Below are 25,222 nucleotides of genomic sequence, written 5' to 3' on the forward strand. Positions count from 1 at the left end.
TGAGTGGTGCTGCTCAAGCCGCAGATTTTAATTTGCCGCGCAGTTGCTAACTCTAATGAAAATGACGAAGACTATGATGGTCTAGTCGTTTTTAAAGACTTCATTGAATCCCATTCTAATGGTCGTATTGCAGTTGATATCTATATGGGTACACAACTTTGTGGTAACGGTGTGGAATGTCTTGAAGCATTAGAATACGGTTCTGTTGATGTGTATATTTCAACAACTGGCGGTGCGGCTTCTATGTATCCTTATGTACAAGTGTTGGATTTGCCATACTTGTTACCAGATGACCGTGTAGCAGAAGAAGTATTGGAAGGAGACTTCACCCGTGAACTACGTAAGCAGATTCTAGAAGATTCTGGTAACAGTGTTCGTCTGATGACAATTGGTAACACTGGTGGCTGGCGTAACTTTGCTAATACTAAGCGCACGGTTAAAACAGCAGAAGATTTGGAAGGTTTGAAAATCCGTACTGTAGTTGCTGATTTACCACAAGAGTTAGTTCGCGCCATGGGAGCAAGCCCAACGCCAATTCCTTGGGGTGATTTGTTTACTTCTTTCCAAACAGGTGTTGTGGAAGGTTCTAAAAACGGCATTACTGATATCATGGGCATGAAGTTTACAGAAGCAGGTCTAAAGTATCTTACACTTGATGGACATGCGTACATGTCTGCGCTTTGGTACATGAATAACGATACATTCATGGATATGCCTGAAGATCTACGTCGTGTAGTTGTGGATGGTTTTAGTGCTCTACAGCAAGCCACTTTTGCATCACCGAAACGTAAGTCGATCAAAGCTTATCAAGACTTTGCACAATCAGGTGGTACACTTTATGTACCAACACCAGAAGAAAAAGCTGGATTTAAACAGTCTGCAGAGCCTGTTTATAACTGGTTTAAAGGCAACATCAAAGATGGCGAGAAATGGTTCAACCTATTGTCTGCATCCGCTGCTCAAGCAGAAAAAGACATCGCTGTAGAATACGCAAAAGATTTGAAATAATTTCAAAGTTTAATTTGTGATTTTTCATCGGCAATAAAAAAGAGACCAATCGGTCTCTTTTTTATTGCGAACTAGTAAATTAGTTGTTTTGGGAATATTTCAATAGGTCTAGAGTCTGATGGACTACTGATCTAAGTTGATGCTTTCCTGTTAGTTTTCTTGTTCTTGCTTATCTCAGGTGTTTCCTTACTATCTGCCGCGATAGTTTTTTGTTTTACCATATTCAGCGGCTTTCTGTGCTTGTTTCTCTCGCACACGTTCTGCATCTTCCAGGCTCAGTTCAGCCGGCTCGCGGGGTGTTTGGCCTTCAGGAATAATCCGATATCTGGGTGGTAGGGCAAATTGCTCAGATGAAACTCGAGGCAGGTTTTTAAATTTATACAGATAAAATATTTCAACCTTCTCCCGTGCCCAGTCACTCTTTTTGAGAAATTTGACACTGGATTCAATGCTTGGATTAGTCTTAAAACAGTTGATATTTAGGTAAGCGTAAAGGATATCAAATCCGTAATGATCGACTATTTGTGTCAATAGATCTTTTAGTCCTAGGCCATGTAGTGGGTTGTTTTCGTAATTGATCTCATCAGTCATAGTCGCGTCCGGGAAAAGTCTAAAAATCTAATAAATTGTATGATGGGCTATCATACCTGTCACAGCCCATACAAAATACAGCAGAGTGTTTTTTAGTTTAGTTCTAGCTGGTTATAGATCACTGATTTTTGCGGTATAAGTCAGATATTGAAAGTCTTAATTTTCCAAAAGAGAGTGGCTCTTCAATCATTAGAGAAATCTAAACTCTTCATATATTGTTCATTTAATCGTCATAACTTTCTTTTATCTTGTAATGAAACTCATAAAAGCACGAGAGTGCACGAATTTTAAAGGCGAGATGAATGAATAGATTTTTGTTAGTAAGCTTGTTATCTGTAAGCATTTTAGGCGGCTGTGCGAGTAATACTGTTGCGGTTAAGAAGGACGATCAAGGCAGTTTGGCCTTTTTAGAGCATTTTCCAAAGCAGGGCAGTGAGTTGCCTTATTCTGTATTACGTGATGATCTGGTTGACGCAAAAACCAATCAAACGTTTGAGATTCGTAATGGTGGTTTTGGGTCTGCGATGACATCTCATCCAAGTAAGGTAAATCAATTTTATGCGCTAACGGATCGTGGCCCAAATGCTAATTACACGGGCGATTATGGCAAAGGAAAAAGTTTCCCTGTTGCGTCTTACACACCACGTATTGGTTTGTTTGAAGTGGCGACTGATGGGACAATCAGTTTAGTAGAGAGTATTTTGTTGAAGCGCCCTGATGGTGGTTTGATCTCAGGCTTGCCGAATACATCAGCATTAGGTGGAACAGGTGAAACGCCTTATCACTCGAATGGTAAACCCGTATTGGTTAACGATAGTCAGCCTTATGATAAAACGACAAATCCAATTAAGTTAGACGATTATGGTTTAGATGGAGAAGGCTTGGTTGCGTTAAAAGACGGTACTTTTTGGGTGAGTGATGAGTATGGACCACACATTGTTCATTTTGATGCTGACGGTGTTGAATTAGGTCGTATTAACTCATTTAAAAATGATGAGCGTGATGTCTTTCATCTTCCTGCTGTTTTCCAGTATCGCCGAGCAAACCGAGGAATGGAAGGTCTAGCGATTACACCAGATGAAAATACCTTAGTAGGCATTATGCAGTCTACTATGGCGAACCCAAATAAAGCAGCACAAAAAAGTGATATTACTCGCATCGTGACAGTGAATTTGGAAAGTGGTGAAACAGAACAGTATTTGTATCGTCAAGAGAAAGCTGAGAATGCAAACTCTGAAATTTCGACTCTAACTGCTAATAAATTCTTGGTGATAGAGCGTGACGGTAGCTTTTTATTAGGTGGACCAGCCAAAGCCAATCCGAATGCACAAAAACAGGTTTATCGTATTGACTTAACGACAGGTACGCCACTATCAAAAATTGCCAGCTCTTCTTCAGTGGTTCGCGACGAAAATCACGGTTTGATGATCGAAGGCCTGACGTTAGAGCAATATGTCGTAAAAAATGGTTGGGATGCGTTAGCACAAAAAGGCATTCAACCAGTTGATAAAACCTTAGTCATCGACATGGTGAAAGAAGTTGCTTACCCACACGATAAAATGGAAGGTTTATGGATCATTGATGAACATCATTTAGGTGTTTTGAACGATGATGATTTTGCAACTTGGTCGACAAAAGGCAAGCTGGAACAAAAATACCTTGATGCCAATACAGTTGATTCAAACCAGCTTTATATTATTAAAGCGGATTTGATGGGTAAATAAAGAGTTAATCATTGTTCATTGCACTGATAAAAAGAGCGCCTTTTGCGCTCTTTTTTTCTAAATCACCAAGCTGTTCCTTCTCTTAAATAAAGAATTTATCTTTTAATTTAATAAGACTCTTGGCAATTGAAAGTATCATTAAAGCAGCTAAAACAGTAGCCGTTGTAAACGTTATCCAATTTGGTAGTAGCTGATGTTCTGGGCCTATTTGTGGTATGACCTGAATATTGAATTGCACAACAAGGAAATCTACCAAATAACCAAATAACAAGGCGCCACCAATTACACCAGTTAAGTAGCTCAGGAGGGCTTTTTTACCAAGTTCTTGTCTGACAACCCCCAAAGTTGCAATGTTAGTGGCAGGACCCGCTAGCATGAATACTAAAACGGCTCCGGGGGAAATGCCTGCCAACAATAAACCCGCGGCAATGGGTGTTGATGCAGTTGCACAGATATACATAGGAATAGAGACCAGCACCATGACAAGCATCGTTATAATGCCGTTTCCCCATTGAAGTAAAAAGTCGTTGGATATATAGGTTTGCACCAAAGCCGCAAAACCAAGTCCAACCAGTAACCAAAGAGCTATATCGTCAATCAGGTCGGCTGCTGAAAAGGTTAATCCTGTTCGAATTTTGCTTATGGTGTTTTCAGATGATTTTCTTTCACTGCTGCAACAGGATGAAACGGATACGGCTTCTTTTGGCACGCAGCATGACTGAATGGGTTGTACTGCTTTAGATGAGCAACAAGAAGCTACTTTTGTTTCTTCATCCTTTTTCTTTTCTTCTTCTTTGCCAACGAGTAAACCGGCTAGAATAGCGCTAAAAACAGCCGCGATAGGGCGGATTATAGTCATGAATGGTCCCAGTAAAACATAGGATACAGCAATAGAGTCGACGCCTGTTTCTGGTGTTGAAACAAGAAAGGAAGTCGTTGCGGCTTTTGATGCGCCAGCACGACGTAAACCAATGGCAGCAGGAATAACGCCACATGAACACAAAGGAAGCGGTGCACCAATCAATGCGGCTTTTATTGTTGCTTTTATGTCATGACCGCCGAGTTGAGCGTTCATCCAAGTTGTTGGAATAAACACTTTTAATAAGCCTGCGAGCAAGAGTCCAAACAATAACCAAGGCGCTGACTCTAGAAAGAGAACATAGAAATGCGTTGAAAAGCTCATTTATGGTTCCTTGCTGTTGTGCTTGTGTTCATGGCGAACATCGTTTGTATCAGATTCTAATGCTTCGAGTATGGTGCAATGTTCGGCGCTTTCGGCTCCACCACAACAGGCATTGGATAAACGTTTTAGGGATGTTTGAAAGCGTATTAATTCGGCCAGTTTTGTCTCTACGTCATTGAGTTTTGTATCAACAAGTATTTTGACATCGGAGCAGGCGTTGTCAGCTTTGCTTACCTCAATTGAAAGCAGTTCGCTGATTTCTGCTAGCGTAAATCCAACGCCTTTGGCTCGAAGAATAAATTGTAGGGTTTCTTTGTCTTTTTCAGTGTAGAGGCGATAACCAGATTCTGAACGAGTAGAAGGGCAGAGCAGTGCGTTTTTTTCATAAAAACGTAATGTGTCATTGTTGATACCACATGCTTTCGCAAGTTCACCGATTTTGTACATTTTTAATCTCTTGATAGGTTGTTATCTGAATAACGCTTAGTATAAACCTTAGATATAAGTCACAGGTCAAGCGTAGATATATTTATTCTTAGAGGCCTCTTAGACGGACTTGTCTTTAAATAGGTTTACACTGGCAAAAGGATGCTTTGTAATAGTTCATTAGACTATTTTTTTAGGAACGAGATTGATGCGTCGTTGTGTTTACTTTGTTTTACAGGCGTTTTTGTTAGCTGGATGTGTTTCTTCAAGTGATGGCACAATGAATCGCTCGCTTGATTCTTTTAGAGGTGAATCCGCTTGTTACAACAGAGAAAAAGAACCTTATACAGCGGTGGTGGATACCCATTTGCATTATCGACCTTTTGACGGCAAGGCGATTCCATTTGATGAGATGAATGCCTATTTATCTCGAACCAGTGTGCGCTTTGCCAATGTTTACGGTATTGGGCAAATGTTGCCGGCGAACTCGTCCTGTTCTGATTATTCGAAATGTCCGGGAGTGCCTGTTTTACCAACGACACGGAGTGATTTTGTTAATGCTGAAAATATGATTTCCTCTGCGCCTGATGATTTGCATTTGACGTTGTCAATGACCTTTACGGATTTATCAAATCCTGAATCTACTATTGCCTTGATGACCCTGTATGAAAAAGAATATCCCGGTTTGTTTCATTGGATGGGGGAAGTAAACCTAGTTAAACAGGCTCAGTTTAATAATCATCATGTTCCTGCGAGTCCTCAAAATATCGAGCAATGGGCGGATTTTATGGCCGAATTACGAGCCAGAGATTACCCAATTACCATTCATTCTGATATTGGTAACGATGCAAATCCAACCTATTATTTGCATTTAATGGAGAAAGCACTGGCCCGTTACCCTGATAATAAAATTGTTTGGGCACACATGGGATTGTCTTATCAGCAAACTAAAATGAAAGCCTCTGAACACATTGCTATTTTGTCTACTTTGTTGGATCAATATCCTAATCTGATGTTAGATATTTCATGGCGAATCCTGGATGACTATTACTTTAGCAAGAAGGAGAATCAGTCTTTGTATGTCGCTTTTATGAATGACTATTCAGAGCGTATTTTACCCGGTTCTGACTTTGTGGCATTTCGGAACAATACCTACGAGGTTTATCAGAACGAGCTGAATATTACTGGCCGTATACACCAATACCTTGATGATGCTTTTCGTAATATTGCATTGGGTGAAAATTATTTTAAATTGTTGAGTTTGGATTATCAGGCTCCGCAGGTGTGTCGCTAAAACTAGTAGGTGAATATCTTGTTAGTTACGCATTTTATTATTTATCTTTCGTTGTTAAATTAAGTGTTTTGAACCATGCTTTAAGCACTCTTCTTTAGAGAAAATGAAATATGTCTTTGGAGAAAATAAACATGGAGAATTCTCTTTCTAATGCTCGACGAGGGCAATCTTTAGGTGAAGAAATCGCCAATAGTATCAGTCATGGTTTGGGATTGATTGCTGCCATCATTGGTACGCCTTTTCTTATTTTGAGCGCCATGGAAAACGCTGATACTGGCTTTGTCGTTGGAGTGAGTGTTTTTTCAGTTACCATGATCTTGCTGTATTCTGCCTCCATGGTGTATCACGCTATACCGACAGGTAAGCTCAAGCGAATTTTTCAGGTTATTGATCATTCTGCTGTGTATTTGCTTATTGCCGGAACCTACACACCTTTTATGTTGGGTGTTTTAAAGGGGATATGGGGGTGGTCTTTATTAAGCTCTGTTTGGGTATTGGCTTTGATTGGTGTTGGACTTAAAGCGTTTAATAAGGCATCACATCCAGCAGTTTCGACTACTCTTTATGTTGTATTAGGTTGGCTTATTCTGATTGCTATTAAGCCGTTAGTCTCATTAATGGAACCAAATGGCTTACTCTTATTGGTATTAGGTGGTGTACTGTATACCTTGGGTGTTGTGTTTTTTGTACTAGACACACGACTACGCTATGGGCATTTTGTTTGGCATTTATTTGTTGTGGCAGGTACTGCATGCCATTATTTCTCAGTCTTCTTCTATGGTGCATAATTAGAATGGTCCAAGTTGGGGTATGCTTGTTAACTTGAATACCTAAATTCAGATAGATAAGTGCTGCAATGTATGAATATTGAATTAAACAATGTATTGGAACCTGAAGTAGCATGTTCCAACTGCCAGGCTTCTTGTTGCCGTATGGAAGTGATGATCATCAGTGATACGGGTGTGCCAGAAAAACACATAGCGGTAGATGAGTGGGGTGGAGAAACCATGTTAAGACTTGAAGATGGTTGGTGTTCTGCTGTGGACAGAGAAACTTATTTTTGTACTATTTATGAGAATCGTCCTTGGATTTGTCGTGAGTTTGAGATGGGGTCTTATGAGTGTCGAGACGAATTTAAGAAGGCTTAAGTTTAAAAGGTAGAGACATGCAAGCGACAACAATCGGATTTAATGCAGAATATTCTGAAGAAGCACCAAGCTTTGATGAAATTAATGGCTTATCGGGTATTGCTTTATTAGAGTTCGGTGCGCCTTGGTGTGGTCATTGTCAGGCGGCTCATGATGTCGCAAAAAAAGTCATCAGCGAACATTTCGATTTGCTTCATATCAAGGTGTTTGATGGAAAAGGAAAGCGATTAGGTCGACAGTTCGGTGTAAAACTATGGCCGACATTAATCTTGCTGCGTGATGGTGAAGAAGTGGAGCGTATTGTTCGTTTCACTTCAGTGGATGAAGTTCGTCAATTATTAACGCCTTTATGAGTGATGTCGTAAGCTGAAGCCATGTGTACAAAAGGTAAGACATAACAAATATGTTAAATTTTATAAGATTATTATCTTTAAATAGCTTAGTAATCCTTCATTTCTCATCTGTTATGGCTGCTAGTGAACCTGAAATTCATACCCTGTCTTATCAGTCTAGATTTTTTCAAGTGATTGAGTCGATTCAGCAAGCAAGTTTGTCTTCCATATCATTAACACCAGAAAAACGAATTGATGCCTTAAGCCAAGTTTTTATGGGAGCGCCTTATGCTGGTGGTAGTTTAGGAGAGGGGAAGCAAGGGATATACGATAAAGACCCTTTAGTTCGGTTTGATGAGTTTGACTGTACAACTTATGTGGAAACTATTTTAGCTGGCGCTATGTCTTATTCCGTTGATGATTTTATGCCAAAGTTAATGAGCTTACGTTACAACGACGGCAATGTAACTTTTACTGAACGCAATCATTTTCCTAGTTTGGACTGGATTCCAAACAACCAAGATAAGCTAGAAGATATTACGAAAAACGTGGCGCAGAGTGAATTAATGACCGCAAAAACGACCATTGATAAAACGTCTTGGTATCAAAAAATGGAGAAGAAAAATCTTCATTGTGATGACGATTCGTCCGCTTATTGCGATGACTTATTAGCTCAATTGCACAATGAAGGAGACGCCTATTTGCCAGAAATCGCTACGATAGATTATCTTCCCCTAACGGCGCTTTATTCCATGACAGAAGATATGAATGGAGAAGGTTTTAATATAGGGGATTTGGATGAAAATAAAGAGACAAACTGGTCTCTTTTGGAACGAATTCCTTCTGGTAGTGTGATTACCATGGTGCGTCCAGATTGGGCATTAAAGAAATGGATTGGCACTAATATGAATGTTTCTCACCAAGGGCTTGCGATACGAAAAAATGGGAAATTGTTTCTTCGACATGCCAGTGTGCTATATCAGAAAGTGATCGATGAAGATTTTGTTGACTACTTCTCTCGTTATTCAACGGCTTCCTCTCTGAAAGGTTTTAATGTTCAAGTATTAAGATATTAAATAACTTAATTATTTTATTTTTTGTGCCTTTTTGTTTTGAAGTTTGTGCTGAAGTGTTGCAGATGCAAATCAAGGGCATCACATGAAATCGAAATCTCTCTAACGGATAAGTACAAAGAATACATTAGGAAGACTAGACTCCCGCCAAAGATATAACTGCCTATTTGTTGATATTCCAAATAAATAGCCATCATTGACATAACACATAAGAAAAAACTGATAACGCCAGCTTCTTGCATTCGTCGAATTAAATAAATTCTCCGACGCAAATTCGTAATTTGCTCAGTTGTATTATCGTCTTCGAGTTTTGGGTCGAAGGTGCGAATAATCGACGCTAAGGTGACGAATCGGTTTGTATAGGCTAGCAAAAGCAGAGAAACAGCAGGAAATAACATAGCAGGTGTTGTTAGAGTAATGATCATAATTTTATATCTAGGTTTAAAGTTACTTCCATTTTACGCTTTTAGAGCCTTATTAAAAGCGGCTTTTCTGTCTTCCCAAAAGTATAAAAAATAAGCATTGTGTAAGCTTAACTTCCTTCTATAATGCGCTCATATTTAGGCGTGATTTTTCCATAAAGGTGAGAAATAAATGAACGATGTGTTGAGTATTGGCTTGTTAATTATTGCCGGTGCCTTATTTGCTATGTCCGAAATTGGCATGGCTGCGGCAAGAAAAATTAAGCTGCGAGTATTGGCTGATGAAGGAGATCTAAAAGCACAAGCTGTGATTAAACTTCAGCAAAAGCCAGGAGCTTTTTTTGCAATGATACAAATTGCATTAAATGCGATTGCTATTTTGGGCGGCATTATTGGTGAGCAAGCGCTTACGCCTTATATCAAGAATGCGGTTAGCTTCTTCTATACAGGGCCTTTATTAACTCAAGTTAGTTTCACGCTATCGTTCTTGGCTTTGACGTCATTGTTTATTTTGTTTGCTGATCTATTACCAAAACGTCTTGCGATGATAATGCCAGAAGCCGTGGCGATTCGTATGGTAACGCCAATGCTTTGGGTAACTTTTTTGCTGACACCTGTGGTGTTCTTATTTAATGGCATCACCAATGTTATTTTACGGTTGTTTAATGTGCCAATTGAGCGACAAGAAGTGGTGACAACTGAAGATATTGTCGCCATGATGGACGCCGGTGCTGAAGATGGTAGCTTGCAGAAGCAAGAGTATCAGCTTATTGGCAATGTATTTGAATTGGAAACACGTAATATTTCCAGCACCATGACGCCGCGAGATCAAATCATCTACTTTGATGTTGATGACAGTAGCGATGTGATTAGTCAGAAAATCATTGATCATCCTCATAATGATTTTTTAGTCTGTAATGGTAGTTTGGATAAAATTGAAGGCATCATTGAATCGAAAGAAATTTTACGATTGGTATTAAAAGGTGAGCCAGCACAGATTAAGCCGGAAAAAGTAGACAAAGATGTTTTCTATTTACCTGAAACACTTACGTTATCGGAAGCTTTGAATGCTTTTCGTGTGGCACCTCAAGCCTTTGCTGTCATCGTAAATGAATACGCAACTATTGTTGGTATCGTTACAGTAAAAGATTTGTTAGGTGGTTTCATGGGGGGATTATTAACACCAGAAGACGAAGAACAGATCGTTCAACGGGATAAAGATTCATGGTTGATTGAAGGCCTAACACCGATTAGTGATGTTATGCGGAGTCTTAATCTTGAAGATTTTCCCGATCGTACTCAATATGAAACCTTAGGTGGCTTTATAACCTACAGTTTGAAACGCTTACCTAAACGTACAGACTTTTATATTTACGAAGGGTACAAATTTGAAGTGCTGGATCTTGAAGGAGTTCGAGTGGAACAACTTTTAGTAACTCGTTTAAAGTAAGGATTGTCGCTAAGGAAGATACGAATAACTCTATTCAGCCTTTTAGATTAGGCCTCATTTATGTATTTGTGAAAGATGACAAACAAGTAAATGGGGACTCTTTTCAAATACTCTTTTTATCCCTCGACTTTAGCGCCTTAACTCTCTATATTCGCACCCCTTTGTGTTTATCTTTTGTACGCTTATTTTAAAGTGGCAATCATAAACGGCTTTCTATTATTTACTCTCAGGACTTTCTTTTGATTTCCACAGCTAATATCACCATGCAATTCGGCGCAACGCCATTGTTCGAAAACATCTCCGCTAAATTTGGTAACGGCAATCGCTACGGTTTGATTGGTGCGAATGGTTGTGGCAAGTCTACTTTCATGAAAATTCTGAGTGGTGCTCTGGTTCCAACCTCAGGCAATGTCTCTATTACACCGGGTGAAAAAGTCGGTACCTTGAGTCAGGATCAATTCGCTTTTGAAGAATACTCTGTTGTTGATGCCGTTATTATGGGCGATGTAGAGCTCTGGAAAGTGAAGCAAGAACGTGACGCGATTTATTCAAAGCCAGAAATGAGCGAAGAAGACGGCATGCGTGCAGGTGAATTAGAAGCTGAATTTGCGGAAATGGATGGCTACAGTGCAGAAAGTCGTGCTGGAGATATTTTGCTTGAAGCTGGTATCGAAGAAGAATATCACTTTGGTTTAATGAGCCAAGTGGCGCCAGGTTGGAAATTGCGTGTGTTATTGGCACAGGCTTTGTTCGCTAATCCTGATATCTTGTTACTGGATGAGCCAACCAACAACTTGGACATTCACACTATCAACTGGTTAGCGGGTGTATTGAACCAACGTAAATGCACCATGATCATTATTTCCCATGACCGTCACTTTTTAAATTCTGTGTGTACTCACATGGCTGACATCGACTTTGGTGAATTGAGAATTTACCCAGGCAACTATGAGTATTTCATGGAAGCTTCTTCGTTAATTCGTGAGCAATTGCTCACAGAAAATGCGAAGAAAAGTGCCGAAATGGATGACTTACAAGCCTTTGTAAATCGTTTTTCTGCTAATGCGTCGAAAGCGAAACAAGCTAGCTCTCGTGCGAAAAAATTAGATAAAATTGAATTGTCAGAAGTGAAGCAGTCGAGCCGAATGACGCCGTCGTTGAACTTTAAACAAGACAAGAAACTGCATCGTCAAGCCTTGATTTTAGAAGAGCTTGGTCATGGTTTTGAAGATGGAATGTTGTTTACTGATGGTAGTATTATTCTTGATGCGGGTGCACGATTGGCGATTATTGGTGAAAACGGCGCCGGTAAAACTACCTTCCTTCGCTGCTTGATGGATGAATTGAAAGCCAAGCAAGGCGAGATCAAGTGGGCAGAAAATGCGGTTATCGGTTATTGTCCACAGGACAGTACAGAAGACTTTAATTCAGATCTTACCTTGTTCGATTGGATGTCTAAATGGCGTACTGTTAAGCATGATGATTTGAAAGTTCGTGCCATGCTAGGTCGTTTATTGTTTACAGCAGATGATTTTAATAAGAAAGTCCGTGTGTGTTCTGGTGGTGAGAAAAACCGTCTTTTGTTCGGCAAGTTAATGATGATGGATCTAAACGTTCTTATCATGGATGAGCCAACAAATCACATGGATATGGAAGCCATTGAAGCGTTGAACAATGCTTTGATCGATTTTGATGGTACGTTGATTTTTGTCAGTCATGACCGTGCGTTTGTTTCTTCTTTAGCGAACCGTGTGATTGAAATCAAAGACAAGAAGATCATTGATTTCCAAGGTACCTATGATGAATATTTAACCCATATTTCATAAAGTACGATTAAGGTTATTCCTTGATAATTTAAAACACTTTATTAAATGCCGCTTCTTAATAAGCGGCATTTTTTATGGGTAGGAAAAACACTTTAACTATCTATTGTTTCTACTTGTTCTGAATCCTTGCTGATTTTGAGATCCAGTACGATTGTGTAAAAGTGATAATCAGCTGTATTGTGCTTTAATTATAAAATGTTATATCATAACATTTTATAAGGAGTATCCTATGCGCAAAAATATTCATCCAAACTACAGAACAGTTGCTTTCCATGACACTCAAATTGATACCTATTTCTTTATCGGCTCTACAGTAGAAACGCAACAAACCATTGTGCGTGACGGGACAGAGTACCCTTATATGGCGATTGATGTGTCGAGCTCTTCTCACCCTTTTTATACTGGTGAGCAGAGGTCACATGGTAATGAAGGCCGTATTGCCCAATTTAAACGTCGCTACCGCAAGAGCAAGTAGACATGAAAATTCTCAGTTCTTTGAAAAGTGCTAAGCATCGTCATAAAGACTGTAAAGTCGTAAAAAGGAAAGGGCGTGTGTTTGTTATCTGTAAATCAAACCCTCGTTTTAAAGCAGCTCAAGGCGTGAAAAGTAAGCGTTAATGATTAAAGTGATTAGATAAAGCAAAAAAATAGCCTACTAGAAAACGAGTAGGCTATTTTTGTTTATTAGATCAATGTTATTGATTCAATATGTTTTCTAAAGTTTGAACGCCGACATTACTTTACGAGTTTCTTTTGACGTTTCTGCTAAAGTTTCGCTGGTAAGGTTGTTTTGTTGAACTTGTAAGCTGGCTTGAGCGGAAAGTTCAGCAACTTTTGAGTTTAAGTCATTCAATCTTTGTACCGCATCACTTTGCATTGAAACACTTTGTATTACTGTGTTGCTTGCCGTATTTATGTCATTAACTGAGTTTGATATTTCTTGTAGATATTGAGCAGTATGTGACATCTCTTCAGTGGTTCTTTTCGACTGTTGATGACTTTCGGTAATACGTGATTCCGCCTCTTTCGCACCACTTTGTAATTTATTAATCATGGTTTGAATTTCATCTGTTGATGCTTGTGTGCGACTAGCTAAGCCACGTACTTCATCAGCAACGACGGCAAAGCCTCGACCTTGCTCACCAGCGCGAGCAGCTTCAATCGCAGCGTTAAGTGCCAATAAATTAGTTTGTTCAGAAATCGCGCTGATCACATCTAATACTGAGCCAATGGTCTGTGATTGTTCTGCTAGCTGAACAACGGTTTGAAGGCCCAATTCCAATTCGTGAGACAATTTATCCAATGACTCAACTGTTTGTTTGATCGAATCTTGACCTGTTTGGGTTTTGCTTGCCGTTGTTTGCGCAGATGTAATAGTAGATTGTGTTGTTTCAATAACCTCATCTTTAAAACGATCGACTTCTTTTATAGTGTCTGTCATCTGAGCAAACATGCCTTCACGTTCTTGTGTAATAGCTTTTGTTCGCGATGAGACCAACTTCAATTCTTGGCTTTTGTTTTCGACTTCCTGATTAAGCACAACGGCTTTGGTTAAGGTTTCTGAAAGTCGACCAATGAAAGAATTATAGTAGGATGCAATTTTGGTTAATTGGTCATTGCCTGCTTCTGGTAAGCGTGCGGTCAAGTCTCCATCACCATGTGAAATATTTTCCATCGCAAGTCTTATTTGACTAATAGGAAGTAAGATGGAACGCATAATTAGAAAAGAAATTAGCAGGGCAATTAAGATAATAGCGCTACTGATGACTCCCAATTTCACGGCTGCTTTTTGAAATTGAGCATCAACATCATCTAAATAAATTCCGGAGCCAATAATCCATCCCCAAGGCTCAAAGCCTTGTACATAGGAGATTTTTTCGATTGGTTTTTCACTGCCAGGCTTGGGCCATAAATAATCTACAAAACCTGCATTTTGTGTTTTTACTACTCTTACAAACTCAGAAAACAATTTTTTACCATTTGGGTCCTCTAGGTTTAGTAGATTTTTACCATCTAATGAAGAGTTGGTTCCATGCATTATCATGGTTGCTGAGTAGTCATTTATCCAAAAATACTCTGTTTCTGAGTAACGAATATCCTTGATGGTTTCCATAGCATACTGTTGAGCCTTTTCTTTACTTAATTCGCCAGACTGTTGAAGTACATAAAAATGATCTAAAACCCCATATGCGGTTTCGATAACGTGTTTAGTTTGTGCGTATTTTTCGTTCATTAGGGATTGTTTGTTGGCTGTCAGGCTCGAATATACGACAAATAGGAGTCCTAAAGAGAAGAAGAAAACCAAACTAATTAAGCGCAAGTTGATTGGGAATTTACGTAGAGTTCTGATCATTGCATTATCCTCAAAGGCATTATTATTTTTATGGTGCGGAGGGTTTTTTAGTTATTGAGCCTTTTTTATTAATCCGCTTTATTATTTTTTACTAATGTACGTATTCCATATAACCATAATGCCATCTAACTGTCATTTTTATGTCACTTGTTCACGATAGATTTAAAAACAACTTCTTTTTTCAAGAGGTGTTTTTGAACCGTCAGTTTAAAAGCAATTCGTTTTTATTAGGTTAAAGCGTGATGGAGCAGCTTTGCTCAGCGACGACCGTCTATTAAATGATATAGGGCAGTATTATGAAAACAGTGCAAAAACATGATCTAAGCTTTGATGAGTTAGATGAATTGGTACGACCAGCGCCAGAAGTCGTAGAGTTCGAAGATGTGTCGAATAAAATGGTTTCACGCCGTGGTTTTTTAGGTGGTGGTGCAGCTGTTGGTGCCGGCGCTTTTGTGATGGGGTCAACTACGTTGGCAGCTGGAAAGGCATTTGCTGCAGGTTCCGAAGAATCTCGTCTTGCTTTTAAAATGGTGAAAGCCAATGCGCTCGATACTATTACTGTTCCAGAAGGCTACAAGTGGGAAGTGTTAGTATCTTGGGGCGATCCTTTATTTAGTAATGCTCCTGCTCTAGATTCAACAACAGGTGGTACTGGTGCTTCTCAGGAGTTGGCTTTTGGTGATCATAATGATGGTATGGCTTTCTTTTCGAAAGGTGGTACTCAAGTTATGGCGGTCAACAATGAATACACGAATATGACAACCTTGTTTGCAAATCGTAAAGATGGCAAACCAGCAACAGCTGATGACATTCGTAAGAGTAAGGCTGCCCATGGTGTCTCTATCGTTGAAGTTGCGAATCGTGGCGGTAATTGGGGGATTGTTCAGGATTCTATTTATAACCGTCGTATTACTGCGGACACAGAAATGGACATTACAGGTCCTGCTCGCGGTCATAAATGGCTACGTACTGAGGAGGATCCTAAAGGTGTTGTTGCTAAGGGGACATGGAATAACTGTGGCAATGGACAAACCCCTTGGGGCACTTATCTAACGTGTGAAGAAAATTTCAACGGCTATTTTTCAGCAAGTGATGAAAATCATCAATTTAGTGAAGGTCATAAACGTTATGGTCTAGGTGTAAAAAGCAGTTATAACTGGGCTTTAGCTGATGATCGCTTTGATGTTGTTAAGCATCCAAATGAACCTAATCGTTTTGGTTATATTGTTGAAATTGATCCGCTGGATCCAACATCTCGCCCTAAAAAACGTACTGCATTAGGTCGTTTTAAGCATGAAAACGCTGAATTAACGATTGCTTCTAATGGTCATGTCGTTGTGTATCTTGGAGATGATGAACGTGGCGAATTCTTGTATCGCTTTGTGTCTAAACATAAGTATTTAGCGGGTGGAAACAACCGTGACCTTCTTGAAGAGGGTACCCTGTACGTTGCAAAATTCCATGATGATAATCGTGGCGAATGGCTGGCATTAACACCTAAAACAACTGGTATGACAGAAGCTGAAATTTCGATTCATACTCGTATGGCAGCGTCTAAAGTTGGTGCGACGACAATGGATCGTCCTGAATGGGTGGCTGCGAATCCAAACAAAGTAGAAGTTTTCTGTGCTTTGACCAATAACAAAAATCGTGGTGTTAAGCCGAATGCTGGTGGTGACGCGACACCTCCAAGTGGGCCAAATCCACGTGTAAAAAATAACTTTGGGCAAATCGTTCGCTGGGAGCCAATGAACGAAGATCATACCAGTGGTGAATTCAAGTGGAGTTTGTTTGTACTAGCTGGGAACCCTGCTGTGTATGATGACGCAAATGCGGGCTCTAAAAATATAAACCAAGACAATATGTTTAATTCACCGGATGGTCTTAAATTCGACACCAAAGGACTATTGTGGATTCAGACCGATGGTAACTATTCAAATGCGAAAGGCTTCCAAGGGCAAGGTAACAATCAAATGTTGGTTGGTGATCCTGAAACCGGCGAAATTCGTCGTTTCCTAGTTGGGCCAAAAGAATGTGAAATTACCGGTGCTGCTTGGAATACTGAGCGTACAACCATGTTCATTAGTGTTCAGCATCCGGGCGAAAAGGGAAATTCTCATTGGCCTGATGGTGGTCAATCAGTTCCTCGTTCTAGTGTGGTGGCGATTTCTCGTGAAGACGGAGCTGTGATAGGTTAAGTCTCTACGAGTATTTAAAAGCGTCTCGCGATAAGTCAGCATGGGATTCATGCTGGCTTTTTTTGTGCAAAAAAACTGCTTATTTATGACCTAGATCACTAGGTAGATAAAATGAAATATATTGAAGTATTAAATCAACTTATACTTTGCCTACTTTACTTTTCTCCAATGTTAGCCTTAAAAAGGTTAACAATCTGACGCAAAAAAACTGCGAGCTTTACTTAATGAAACATATATTGAGCCCATATCACTGTTACTATGAATCCAATTGAGTATATTTTCTTTTTAAAGGATATGAGGTTTTTCGCTAAATTTTATAGAACAAACTTCGTTGAAATGGATGCTGTAAGTGCTGTGTAGTGGGAAATATAAGGGGTTAAGGAAACAATAATGGGCGTTATATTTTCAAAGTCATTATTTATTAAACAGGCTATTTTAACCCTGGTGCTCGCTATTGTCTTAAGCTTGATAAGTAGTGCTGTACAAGTAACTGAAGGTATTCGGTCTCAAAAAAAGCAAATAGATGGGGATTTTGATGAGCTATTGGCAGTTGTTGAAAAGCCATTGGCTGAAGCGCTTTTCCGATTAGATCAGGCTTTTGTACAACAACAGACAGAAAGTTTGTTATTGAGCCCTTCCATTGCGAAGGTGGAAATTCGAGATGAAGCAGGAAAGCTATTTTTTGAGGCCACTGATGATGAGCATGATTTTTCTGTTTCTCAGTCGTTAGCTGATTATTTTTTATCAGACTTACAAAACTATGAACGTCAATTACACATGGAAACCCCAGTTTTTCATGCTGGATCTTTATTCGTTATCCCTGAAAAACGTTTTCTCCTCGAAAATATATTCACTACACATTTGTCGACCCTGTTCTACAACCTATTTAAAGACGTTTTGTTAGCATCGTTAATCTCACTAGTGTTTTACTTTTTGGTAACCCAACCCTTAATGCGTTTAACGGAATCCTTATCAACACTTGATCGCAAAAAAACATTATTACTATCGAAGTCTTTTTATCGTCATCATAGATCAGATGAATTAGGTCATTTGCATTCTACTTTTTCTCAATTGTTACATAAGCTAAATACAGCCTTGAGTGATCTTGAGCGGAGCGATAGCCATACTCGTGCGATGATTGAGCATGCCGCTGATGGCATCTTGTTGCTCGATGAAAACCGTAAAATCATGTTAGCCAACGCGGCTATCGAAAAAATGTTGAAAATGAAAGGGCCAGAGATTAAACAATGTACTTTAGAAGAGTTACATGCATCATCATCTTGGGCTTTTTTTTCCGAGGTGCTAGATACTCTACCGCTTAATTCGCCTTTAACAATTGAAACCACATATCAAAGGCAAGAGGTTGAATTCCCTGTTGAAATCCGTCTAGCAAAATATGAAATCCAAGGTAAGCAAGAAACCTTATTACTTATTCGAGACATTTCGGAGCGAAAAACAGCAGAAGCTCATATACATCATTTAGCCTATTATGATGCAATTACTGGTTTGCCTAATCGCCAATATTTAACAGATAAAATTAATGAGATTTGGACAAATAAGCAGCAAGCTAAGAATTATTCTGCTGTTGTTTTTATGGATCTAGATCGCTTTAAAATTATTAATGACTCCCTTGGGCATAATGTAGGTGATCAGCTTCTCTGTTGTGTCGCTGGTCAACTTGCTTATCTTAAAGAAGATAATGTTATTTTTGCCCGTATGGGTGGAGATGAGTTTGCTTTTCTATTAAAAAATTTGGGTGATGATAAAGAACAAGTTGAAAAAATAGTTTGTGAGTTTTCTAAAAGTGTTTTGTATGCTTGCCAACAGGTAAAAAAAGCTGGGCGTCATGAAGTTCATATTACCGCGAGCTTGGGCGCATCTATGTTTGATAATAGCTGTGGTTCTGCTGAAACTATTTTAAAACAAGCAGATACTTCTTTATATAGAGCAAAAGAATCGGGGCGTAATACCTTTGCTTTATATAGAGCGGATATGCAGGTTATGTCTGATCGCCGTTTAGAAATGGAAAAAGCGCTTCACCAAGCGACAGAATTGAAATTATTTGAGTTGTATTATCAACCACAAATTCATCATAAAGACGGTGTGATTGGTGCTGAAGCCTTGATTCGCTGGAAAGACAAAGACAAGGGTTTTATTTCACCTGCCGAGTTTATTCCTATTGCAGAAGAAATAGGACTTATTGTCGATATTGGTCAGTGGGTTTTAAATGAAGCACTGTCACAAGTTGCTATTTGGTTGAAAAATGGTCAGTGGGATTTGTCATGGCGTATGTCTATTAACGTCAGCCCTATTCAATTTCAACAAGCAAACTTTTTACCCATGTTAAAAAATCAATTGGAGAAACATAACGTACCTACTTGTTGTGTAGATCTTGAACTTACCGAAAATATGTTGTTGAGTGACTTGTCATCCTGTTTGGAAAAAATGAATGCTATAAAAAATTTAGGCGTTCACCTTTCCATTGATGATTTTGGTACCGGCTATTCTTCGCTTAAATATTTAAAATTATTGCCAGTTGATAGATTGAAAATAGATCAATCTTTTGTGCGTGATTTATTAACTGATAAAAGTGATGAAGCTATTGTTCATGCCGTTATTGCCATGGCAAAAGCATTAGATATGAGTGTGATTGCAGAAGGGGTGGAAACTCTTGATCATTATAATCAATTACGAGAAACAGATTGCTTTTATTATCAAGGGTATTATTTTGGTCACCCAGTACCAGCAAAAGAGTTTATTACCTTATTTGTTCACGATTCGTCCACTCTGAAATCTTTACTATAGTGTAATATGGCTTAATGAATTTTATTTGATAATAAGGGCTAGTTATGGATTTTTTGTCTTCATTGGCAACATCGGTAATTCAATGGGGTGCATTGTTATTCGCTTTTCTGTTGTTTGTTGCTCTCATTGCCGTAGGCATAATGTATTGGGTTGATACTCATCAGACCAGTCAGACCATTAGACGTAACTATCCTGTTGTTGGCCGATTTCGCTATATGTTTGAACATATGGGGGAGTTTTTTCGACAGTATTTTTTTGCGATGGATCGAGAAGAGCGTCCGTTTGATCGGGCTGAACGTTCTTGGGCATATCGTGCTGCGAAAAAAGTCGATAGTACTATTGCATTTGGATCAACTCGTTCCCTTGAAACTCCTGGCGACATTTTCTTTCTAAATTGCGCATTCCCAACTTTGGATGAAGATGCTGCACAGCCGAAAGAAGTATGTATCGGTGAATATACAGCGAAAAAACCTTATCGCACTAATTCTGTTGTGAATATTTCCGGTATGAGTTTTGGAGCCTTGTCTAAACCTGCTGTACAGGCTTTATCTAAAGGCGCGAGTAAGGCCGGTATTTGGTTAAATACCGGAGAAGGTGGTTTGTCACCTTATCATCTAGAAGGCGGTTGTGATCTTGTCTTTCAAATTGGTACCGCTAAATATGGGGTTCGTAATAATGAAGGTCATTTAGATGATGATAAATTAGCGGGTATTGCCGCCCATGAAAATGTTCGGATGTTTGAAATTAAAATGAGTCAGGGAGCAAAACCGGGTAAAGGCGGTATGTTGCCTGGAGCTAAGGTGACAGAAGAAATAGCACATACTCGCGGCATTCCTGCTGGTCAAGACTCTAACAGTCCGAATGGTCATACGGATATAAAATCCATTGAGGATTTATTGGATATGATTCATCGTGTTCGTCAGGTTACATCTAAACCTGTTGGATTTAAGATGGTGGTTGGTGATCTAAACTTCTTCAACATTATGTGTGAGTTAATTCATCAGAAGGGGATTGAGTATTGCCCTGATTTTATTACCATTGATAGCTCTGATGGTGGGACTGGTGCAGCGCCTCAGCCACTAATGGACTATGTTGGTATGCATTTGCGTGAAAGCCTGCCCTTGGTCGTTAACACGATAACTTCTTATGGTTTACGCCGTTATATTAAAGTGATTGCTTCAGGTAAATTAATCGTTCCTGGTAAAGCGGCTTGGGCGTTAAGCGCTGGTGCTGATTTTGTTGTTAGTGCGCGAGGGTTTTTATTCTCTCTTGGTTGTATTCAAGCTCTACAGTGTAATAAAAATACTTGTCCAACAGGTATTACAACGCACAACACAGATTTACAACGGGGCTTGGTGGCAGTAGAGAAAGCTGAGCGTGTGGCCAATTATGCGGCTGAATTGTTACATGGTATTGGCATGATAGCTCACTCCTGCGGCGTAAAAGAGCCAAGAGAACTGAATCGTTCACATGTTCGTATTATTGAAAATCAAAGTCGTTCTCAAGTTTTTGCAGAAAGTAACCCAATACCGGACGTACAACCTGAGTACATTAATATGGTTGGAATTCAAGAGAAAACCACTGTGACAGAGGATCGTTTACAGTAGCTAAACGGCTTCAGTCTGTCACTGATTTCTAAATAGCGGCTTGCCGCTATTTTTATTATTAACTTAAGTATCTTCTCTTTACTGGGATGTTCATATTTACTTTTGGATCAAGTGCTGTATTTTTCTAACTTCACTTTGTTGTTAGGAGCCTATTATGTCAGCCTTATTCCATTATGCTTTTCATGTTACTTCGCTGGATAAGACACGTGAGTTTTATACAACAGTCTTAGGTTGTACTGAGGGCCGAAGTGCTGAAACTTGGATAGACTTTGATTTCTATGGTCATCAACTCTCTTTGCATTTAGGAGAGCCATCTCCAACGACAAATACTGGTAAAGTTGGAGATCATTTTGTGCCAATGCCGCATTTTGGATTGATCTTACCTTTGCTTGAATGGCAAAAGGTAGCTAAACGATTAATGGATGCAAATATTATGTTTGATCTTGCACCAAGTGTACGATTTGAAGGTTTGCCGGGGGAGCAGTGGACTATGTTTTTTAAAGATCCGAGTGGTAATGCAATAGAGCTAAAAGGTTTTAAAGACATCGCTCAGGTATATGCAAAATGATTCCTTTTATTGGTCGTATTGAAACCCCGGAGCAAGAAACTTGGATTCGTCTCTTATCTTCTTCTATGCCAGATGAAAGTATTTTGCCTCTGGCTGATTTAACTAAAGAGCAAAAGGAGAATTGTGATATTGCTATTGTTGCGAATCCTGACCCTCGGGATTTATTGACTCTGCCTAATCTAAAGTGGGTTCATAGTTTATGGGCTGGCGTAGAAGGCATGATGAATGAGCTATCTTTGCCTTCTTTTTCTATTGTGCGATTAATTGATCCAGATTTAGCACAAACCATGTCTGAAGCTGTATTAGCATGGACTCTTTACTTACATCGAGATATGCCCATTTATGCCAAGCAACAGTCAGAGCGAACTTGGATACAGCAACCTATGGTCCGAGCCCAAGAACGTCGTATTGGAGTGTTAGGTTTAGGGGCGCTGGGAAAGTTAAGTGCAGAACGTTTGGTTGCTAATGGTTTTTCTGTGGCAGGCTGGAGCCGAAGCGAAAAAAACATCGAGGGGATTGATTGTTTTCATGGTGATGAGGGGTTGGCTTCGTTACTGGTACAAAGTGATATACTTATCTGTCTTTTGCCTTTAACGACCTACACTCAAGGATTATTAAACCATCAAACCTTGTCTCTTTTACCTACTGGGGCAAGCCTGATTAATTTTGCCCGTGGTCCTATTATTGATGATAATGCGTTATTGGAAATGCTTGATCAACGGCTTATATCCCATGCCGTTTTAGATGTGTTTATGCAGGAACCATTGCCAGAAAATCATCCGTACTGGATTAATGATAGAGTTACGGTTTTACCGCACATTTCTGCACCGACACATCCTATGAGTGCTTGCGAAATAGTAGCAAAGAACATAAATCACTATCGATTAACTGACGAAATGCCCACCACAGTAGATCCAGTTCAGGGTTATTAATCATATAATCAAATCAGATAAAAAACTGTATTCAGTAAAACTAACAAAGGAGTCTGAAATGCCACATTGTATTCTCGAATACAGTCAGAATTTAGAACAAGAAGTACCGCCAGTCGATATGCTTGAAGCGATCAAAGAGGCTTGTATTGCGTCAAATGTTTTTACACCAGAAGACATTAAGTTGCGTAGTACTCCTTATAAAAGCTTTATAACATGTGGACAAGAAGATGCTTTTGTCCATGTGATGATTAGACTGTTGTCTGGGCGAACACAAGAAGAAAAGAAAAAGTTGTCTCAATTAATTTTAGACGCATTAACAAAATTTTCATTAAAAAATGTTAGCTTTTCTGTTGAAATGTGCGATATGGATCGTGACACCTACGCTAAAAAAGTTATTTTATCTCAATAATATAAAGTGACTCGTTGCGCTTAAAAAGGTTTCAAATAATGAAAGTCATTATGTGCTCTGTAATGCTACTCCCTAGCTTACTTTGGGCTCAAGCTGAATTGAATGAGTCAGAGAAAAACGCTGTTATTTATGTTACTGAAGAAACAAATGAAGATTCAGTAAGTGGCGAATCCATTGTTGAAGATGAGGCTTTTTTTACACCAGTAGAACCTGCGATTCCAGACTCTATTGCTAAGCGAGCCAAAGAGGCAAATGGTTTTCTTAAGCAAAGAGAAAATAGAGAGCTGGATACAGTAAATAATCCCTTTGTATTAACACCTCATAAACCCAATTATTTTTTACCATTTGCCTATACATCAAACCCTAATGATCGTGCATTTTTAGGTAGTGATGATTCAGATAGTTTGCAAAGTATTGAGTTCAAATTTCAACTGAGTATTAAATTTCCAGTGGCTTATGAAGTGGTGGGGCGCGATACAAGTCTTTGGTTTGCTTATACGCAACAGGCTTATTGGCAAGCTTATAACAGTGATATTTCAGCGCCGTTTCGAGACACAAATCATGAACCAGAAGTCTTTTTGATTACCAAACCAAAACATGGCTTGTTAGGTATTAAACCTAATTATGTGTCCTATGGCTTTAATCATCAGTCAAATGGGCAGTCTGGTGATTTATCTCGTTCATGGAACCGTGTTTATATGGATTTTGTGTTTGAGAAAGGGGATACCGCCTTTTCCTTCAAACCTTGGTATCGAATTCCTGAAAGTTCAGAAAACGACGATAATCCAAATATCGAAGATTATTTTGGTTATGGAGAGTTTAATTTAATTCATATTATTGATGATTACAGCATTGATATTATGCTGAGAAATAATCTAAAAGCCTCAGATAATAGGGGAGCTGTTCAAGTTGGGTTTAATTTTCCTTTGTGGGGAAAGACGCGAGGTTATGTTCAATATTTTAACGGTTATGGGCAATCTTTATTGGATTATAATCACCAAACTCAGTCGCTTGGATTTGGTATTATGTTAACTAACTGGTTGTAGCTTTATTTGTAATTGCGGAATTATATCGATGAATTAGAAAATACCTTCGTCATGGTTTTGTCATTTAAATGTCACGGTTGTGTCATTTTCACCTCTTATGGTAGTTAACTATCTTACCTAGGAGCACGATGATGAAATTAATCTCAATTGTAACAAGCGTATTTGCATTGACGTTATTAACAGCTTGCGGCACTGATGCTGTAAAAAAAGATATTGTTGAACCAGCGACAGAAATGGCTGCGATGAACAATAACGACTTGTATGAAGTCCATCATGAAGGTCGTATTTATATCTTTGATGACCGTGGCGTTTACGAAGATTTTTTAAGTGTTGGTGAAACCTCATACCGTAAAGTGAGAATTGGAGAAGGTCCAAAAGGCGAAACAATTGTTTTTGGTCTAACAAATGAAGACAAGAAAAAAACTTCGGGAATTGCTTCTGTTGATATGTATGATGGTACATTAAAAGGCGCTGATATTTTTTACGGTGAAATGCGTATTGAAGGCCGAATTTATGTGTTTGGATCTTTAGAAGAAATGAACAGTGCTCGTGTTGTCGGTGAAGTTCCATTACGTTACACGGATATTGGTTCTGGTCCTAAAGGCGAAACAGTGGTCTATGCCTTGAATAGCAGCAACAAAAAAGTAAAACCTGAAGCAATGATTGCTTTATTCAATAAAATGAATGGTATGAAGTAATTCTTATACTTCGACTCTTTATATAGAAATTTTAAATGTATTAAAAAATGCCTCGCTATGACGAGGCATTTTTTTGTCTGTGATTTAAAAGTACTTAGAGTGTATTTTTTTATCAATAAAGCATGTCAC

General features: G+C 39.0%; 24 protein-coding genes. 19 read left to right on the forward strand and 5 right to left on the reverse strand.

Features of this window, described 5'->3' with window-relative positions; translation table 11 throughout:
- The first annotated feature begins 3 nt into the window (after positions 1-3).
- Positions 4-1,008: a TRAP transporter substrate-binding protein gene (locus AC0L3Y_RS09545; RefSeq protein WP_473461371.1), complete on the forward strand. Its 1,005-nt coding sequence runs from the start codon at positions 4-6 to the stop codon at positions 1,006-1,008.
- 189 nt (positions 1,009-1,197) lie between these two features.
- Here the strand turns inward: AC0L3Y_RS09545 and AC0L3Y_RS09550 are convergent, their stop codons facing one another.
- Entirely contained in the window at positions 1,198-1,599 is a 402-nt protein-coding gene (locus AC0L3Y_RS09550; protein WP_473461374.1) for a VF530 family protein, read from the reverse strand.
- Between the two features lie 302 nt (positions 1,600-1,901).
- Between AC0L3Y_RS09550 and AC0L3Y_RS09555 the strand changes: the two genes are divergently transcribed.
- On the forward strand, positions 1,902-3,323 hold the full coding sequence (locus tag AC0L3Y_RS09555; RefSeq protein WP_473461377.1) for an esterase-like activity of phytase family protein: 1,422 nt from the start codon (positions 1,902-1,904) through the stop codon (positions 3,321-3,323).
- Positions 3,324-3,405: 82 nt separating this feature from the next.
- Here AC0L3Y_RS09555 and AC0L3Y_RS09560 read toward each other — a convergent pair whose 3' ends face one another.
- Positions 3,406-4,506 (reverse strand): SO_0444 family Cu/Zn efflux transporter, encoded by a 1,101-nt coding sequence (locus tag AC0L3Y_RS09560; protein WP_473461380.1) that lies wholly within the window; start codon positions 4,504-4,506, stop codon positions 3,406-3,408.
- On the reverse strand, positions 4,507-4,953 hold the full coding sequence (zntR, locus tag AC0L3Y_RS09565; RefSeq protein ID WP_473461383.1) for a Zn(2+)-responsive transcriptional regulator: 447 nt from the start codon (positions 4,951-4,953) through the stop codon (positions 4,507-4,509).
- A gap of 187 nt (positions 4,954-5,140) precedes the next feature.
- Here zntR and AC0L3Y_RS09570 point away from each other — a divergent pair, with 187 nt between their 5' ends.
- The 5 genes from AC0L3Y_RS09570 to AC0L3Y_RS09590 all read left to right on the forward strand — a co-directional run bounded on the left by AC0L3Y_RS09570 (position 5,141) and on the right by AC0L3Y_RS09590 (position 8,782).
- Positions 5,141-6,226: an amidohydrolase family protein gene (locus tag AC0L3Y_RS09570; RefSeq protein WP_473461386.1), complete on the forward strand. Its 1,086-nt coding sequence runs from the start codon at positions 5,141-5,143 to the stop codon at positions 6,224-6,226.
- Between the two features lie 131 nt (positions 6,227-6,357).
- The gene (trhA, locus tag AC0L3Y_RS09575; protein WP_473461390.1) at positions 6,358-7,014 is read left to right on the forward strand and encodes a PAQR family membrane homeostasis protein TrhA; all 657 of its coding nucleotides are present in this window, start codon (positions 6,358-6,360) and stop codon (positions 7,012-7,014) included.
- 72 nt (positions 7,015-7,086) lie between these two features.
- A complete protein-coding gene (locus AC0L3Y_RS09580; protein ID WP_473461395.1) occupies positions 7,087-7,374 on the forward strand; it encodes a YkgJ family cysteine cluster protein in 288 nt (95 codons plus the stop codon).
- A gap of 17 nt (positions 7,375-7,391) precedes the next feature.
- Positions 7,392-7,727, forward strand: coding sequence for a thioredoxin family protein (locus AC0L3Y_RS09585; protein WP_473461401.1), 336 nt, complete (start codon positions 7,392-7,394; stop codon positions 7,725-7,727).
- A gap of 50 nt (positions 7,728-7,777) precedes the next feature.
- Complete coding sequence (locus AC0L3Y_RS09590; RefSeq protein ID WP_473461404.1) at positions 7,778-8,782, forward strand: N-acetylmuramoyl-L-alanine amidase-like domain-containing protein; 1,005 nt, start codon at positions 7,778-7,780, stop codon at positions 8,780-8,782.
- Positions 8,783-8,796: 14 nt separating this feature from the next.
- On the opposite strand, the gene AC0L3Y_RS09595 is transcribed toward AC0L3Y_RS09590, so the two are convergent.
- Entirely contained in the window at positions 8,797-9,204 is a 408-nt protein-coding gene (locus AC0L3Y_RS09595; RefSeq protein ID WP_473461409.1) for a DUF2721 domain-containing protein, read from the reverse strand.
- A gap of 169 nt (positions 9,205-9,373) precedes the next feature.
- On the opposite strand from AC0L3Y_RS09595, the gene paeA reads away from it, so the two are divergent.
- From paeA to ykgO, 4 genes are all read left to right on the forward strand, one after another.
- Positions 9,374-10,651 carry a polyamine export protein PaeA gene (gene paeA / locus AC0L3Y_RS09600; protein WP_473461413.1) on the forward strand — a complete coding sequence of 426 codons (1,278 nt, stop codon included), beginning with the start codon at positions 9,374-9,376 and terminating at the stop codon, positions 10,649-10,651.
- A gap of 239 nt (positions 10,652-10,890) precedes the next feature.
- Positions 10,891-12,477 (forward strand): ABC-F family ATPase, encoded by a 1,587-nt coding sequence (locus tag AC0L3Y_RS09605; RefSeq protein WP_473461418.1) that lies wholly within the window; start codon positions 10,891-10,893, stop codon positions 12,475-12,477.
- 229 nt (positions 12,478-12,706) lie between these two features.
- Positions 12,707-12,952 carry a type B 50S ribosomal protein L31 gene (locus AC0L3Y_RS09610; protein ID WP_473461423.1) on the forward strand — a complete coding sequence of 82 codons (246 nt, stop codon included), beginning with the start codon at positions 12,707-12,709 and terminating at the stop codon, positions 12,950-12,952.
- Between the two features lie 2 nt (positions 12,953-12,954).
- A complete protein-coding gene (ykgO, locus tag AC0L3Y_RS09615) occupies positions 12,955-13,095 on the forward strand; it encodes a type B 50S ribosomal protein L36 (RefSeq protein WP_473461428.1) in 141 nt (46 codons plus the stop codon).
- Positions 13,096-13,192: 97 nt separating this feature from the next.
- On the opposite strand, the gene AC0L3Y_RS09620 is transcribed toward ykgO, so the two are convergent.
- The gene (locus AC0L3Y_RS09620; protein ID WP_473461433.1) at positions 13,193-14,830 is read right to left on the reverse strand and encodes a methyl-accepting chemotaxis protein; all 1,638 of its coding nucleotides are present in this window, start codon (positions 14,828-14,830) and stop codon (positions 13,193-13,195) included.
- Between the two features lie 296 nt (positions 14,831-15,126).
- Here AC0L3Y_RS09620 and AC0L3Y_RS09625 point away from each other — a divergent pair, with 296 nt between their 5' ends.
- The 8 genes from AC0L3Y_RS09625 (at position 15,127) to AC0L3Y_RS09660 (ending at position 25,093) form a co-directional block, all read left to right on the forward strand.
- Positions 15,127-17,028: a PhoX family protein gene (locus AC0L3Y_RS09625; protein ID WP_473461437.1), complete on the forward strand. Its 1,902-nt coding sequence runs from the start codon at positions 15,127-15,129 to the stop codon at positions 17,026-17,028.
- 390 nt (positions 17,029-17,418) lie between these two features.
- Positions 17,419-19,833: a putative bifunctional diguanylate cyclase/phosphodiesterase gene (locus AC0L3Y_RS09630; RefSeq protein WP_473461443.1), complete on the forward strand. Its 2,415-nt coding sequence runs from the start codon at positions 17,419-17,421 to the stop codon at positions 19,831-19,833.
- A 44-nt stretch (positions 19,834-19,877) separates the two neighbouring features.
- The gene (locus tag AC0L3Y_RS09635) at positions 19,878-21,440 is read left to right on the forward strand and encodes an FMN-binding glutamate synthase family protein (RefSeq protein ID WP_473461448.1); all 1,563 of its coding nucleotides are present in this window, start codon (positions 19,878-19,880) and stop codon (positions 21,438-21,440) included.
- Between the two features lie 154 nt (positions 21,441-21,594).
- Entirely contained in the window at positions 21,595-22,008 is a 414-nt protein-coding gene (locus tag AC0L3Y_RS09640) for a VOC family protein (protein WP_473461454.1), read from the forward strand.
- Positions 22,005-22,940, forward strand: a complete 936-nt coding sequence (locus AC0L3Y_RS09645) for a 2-hydroxyacid dehydrogenase (protein ID WP_473461459.1) — start codon at positions 22,005-22,007, stop codon at positions 22,938-22,940. Before AC0L3Y_RS09640 ends, AC0L3Y_RS09645 begins: the two co-directional genes overlap by 4 nt.
- A gap of 58 nt (positions 22,941-22,998) precedes the next feature.
- Entirely contained in the window at positions 22,999-23,349 is a 351-nt protein-coding gene (locus tag AC0L3Y_RS09650) for a 5-carboxymethyl-2-hydroxymuconate Delta-isomerase (protein ID WP_473461464.1), read from the forward strand.
- 38 nt (positions 23,350-23,387) lie between these two features.
- A complete protein-coding gene (locus tag AC0L3Y_RS09655) occupies positions 23,388-24,395 on the forward strand; it encodes a phospholipase A (protein WP_473461467.1) in 1,008 nt (335 codons plus the stop codon).
- Between the two features lie 128 nt (positions 24,396-24,523).
- A complete protein-coding gene (locus AC0L3Y_RS09660; protein ID WP_473461472.1) occupies positions 24,524-25,093 on the forward strand; it encodes a hypothetical protein in 570 nt (189 codons plus the stop codon).
- Positions 25,094-25,222: the final 129 nt, after the last annotated feature.

The sequence above is a fragment of the Marinomonas sp. GJ51-14 genome, from assembly GCF_055808695.1.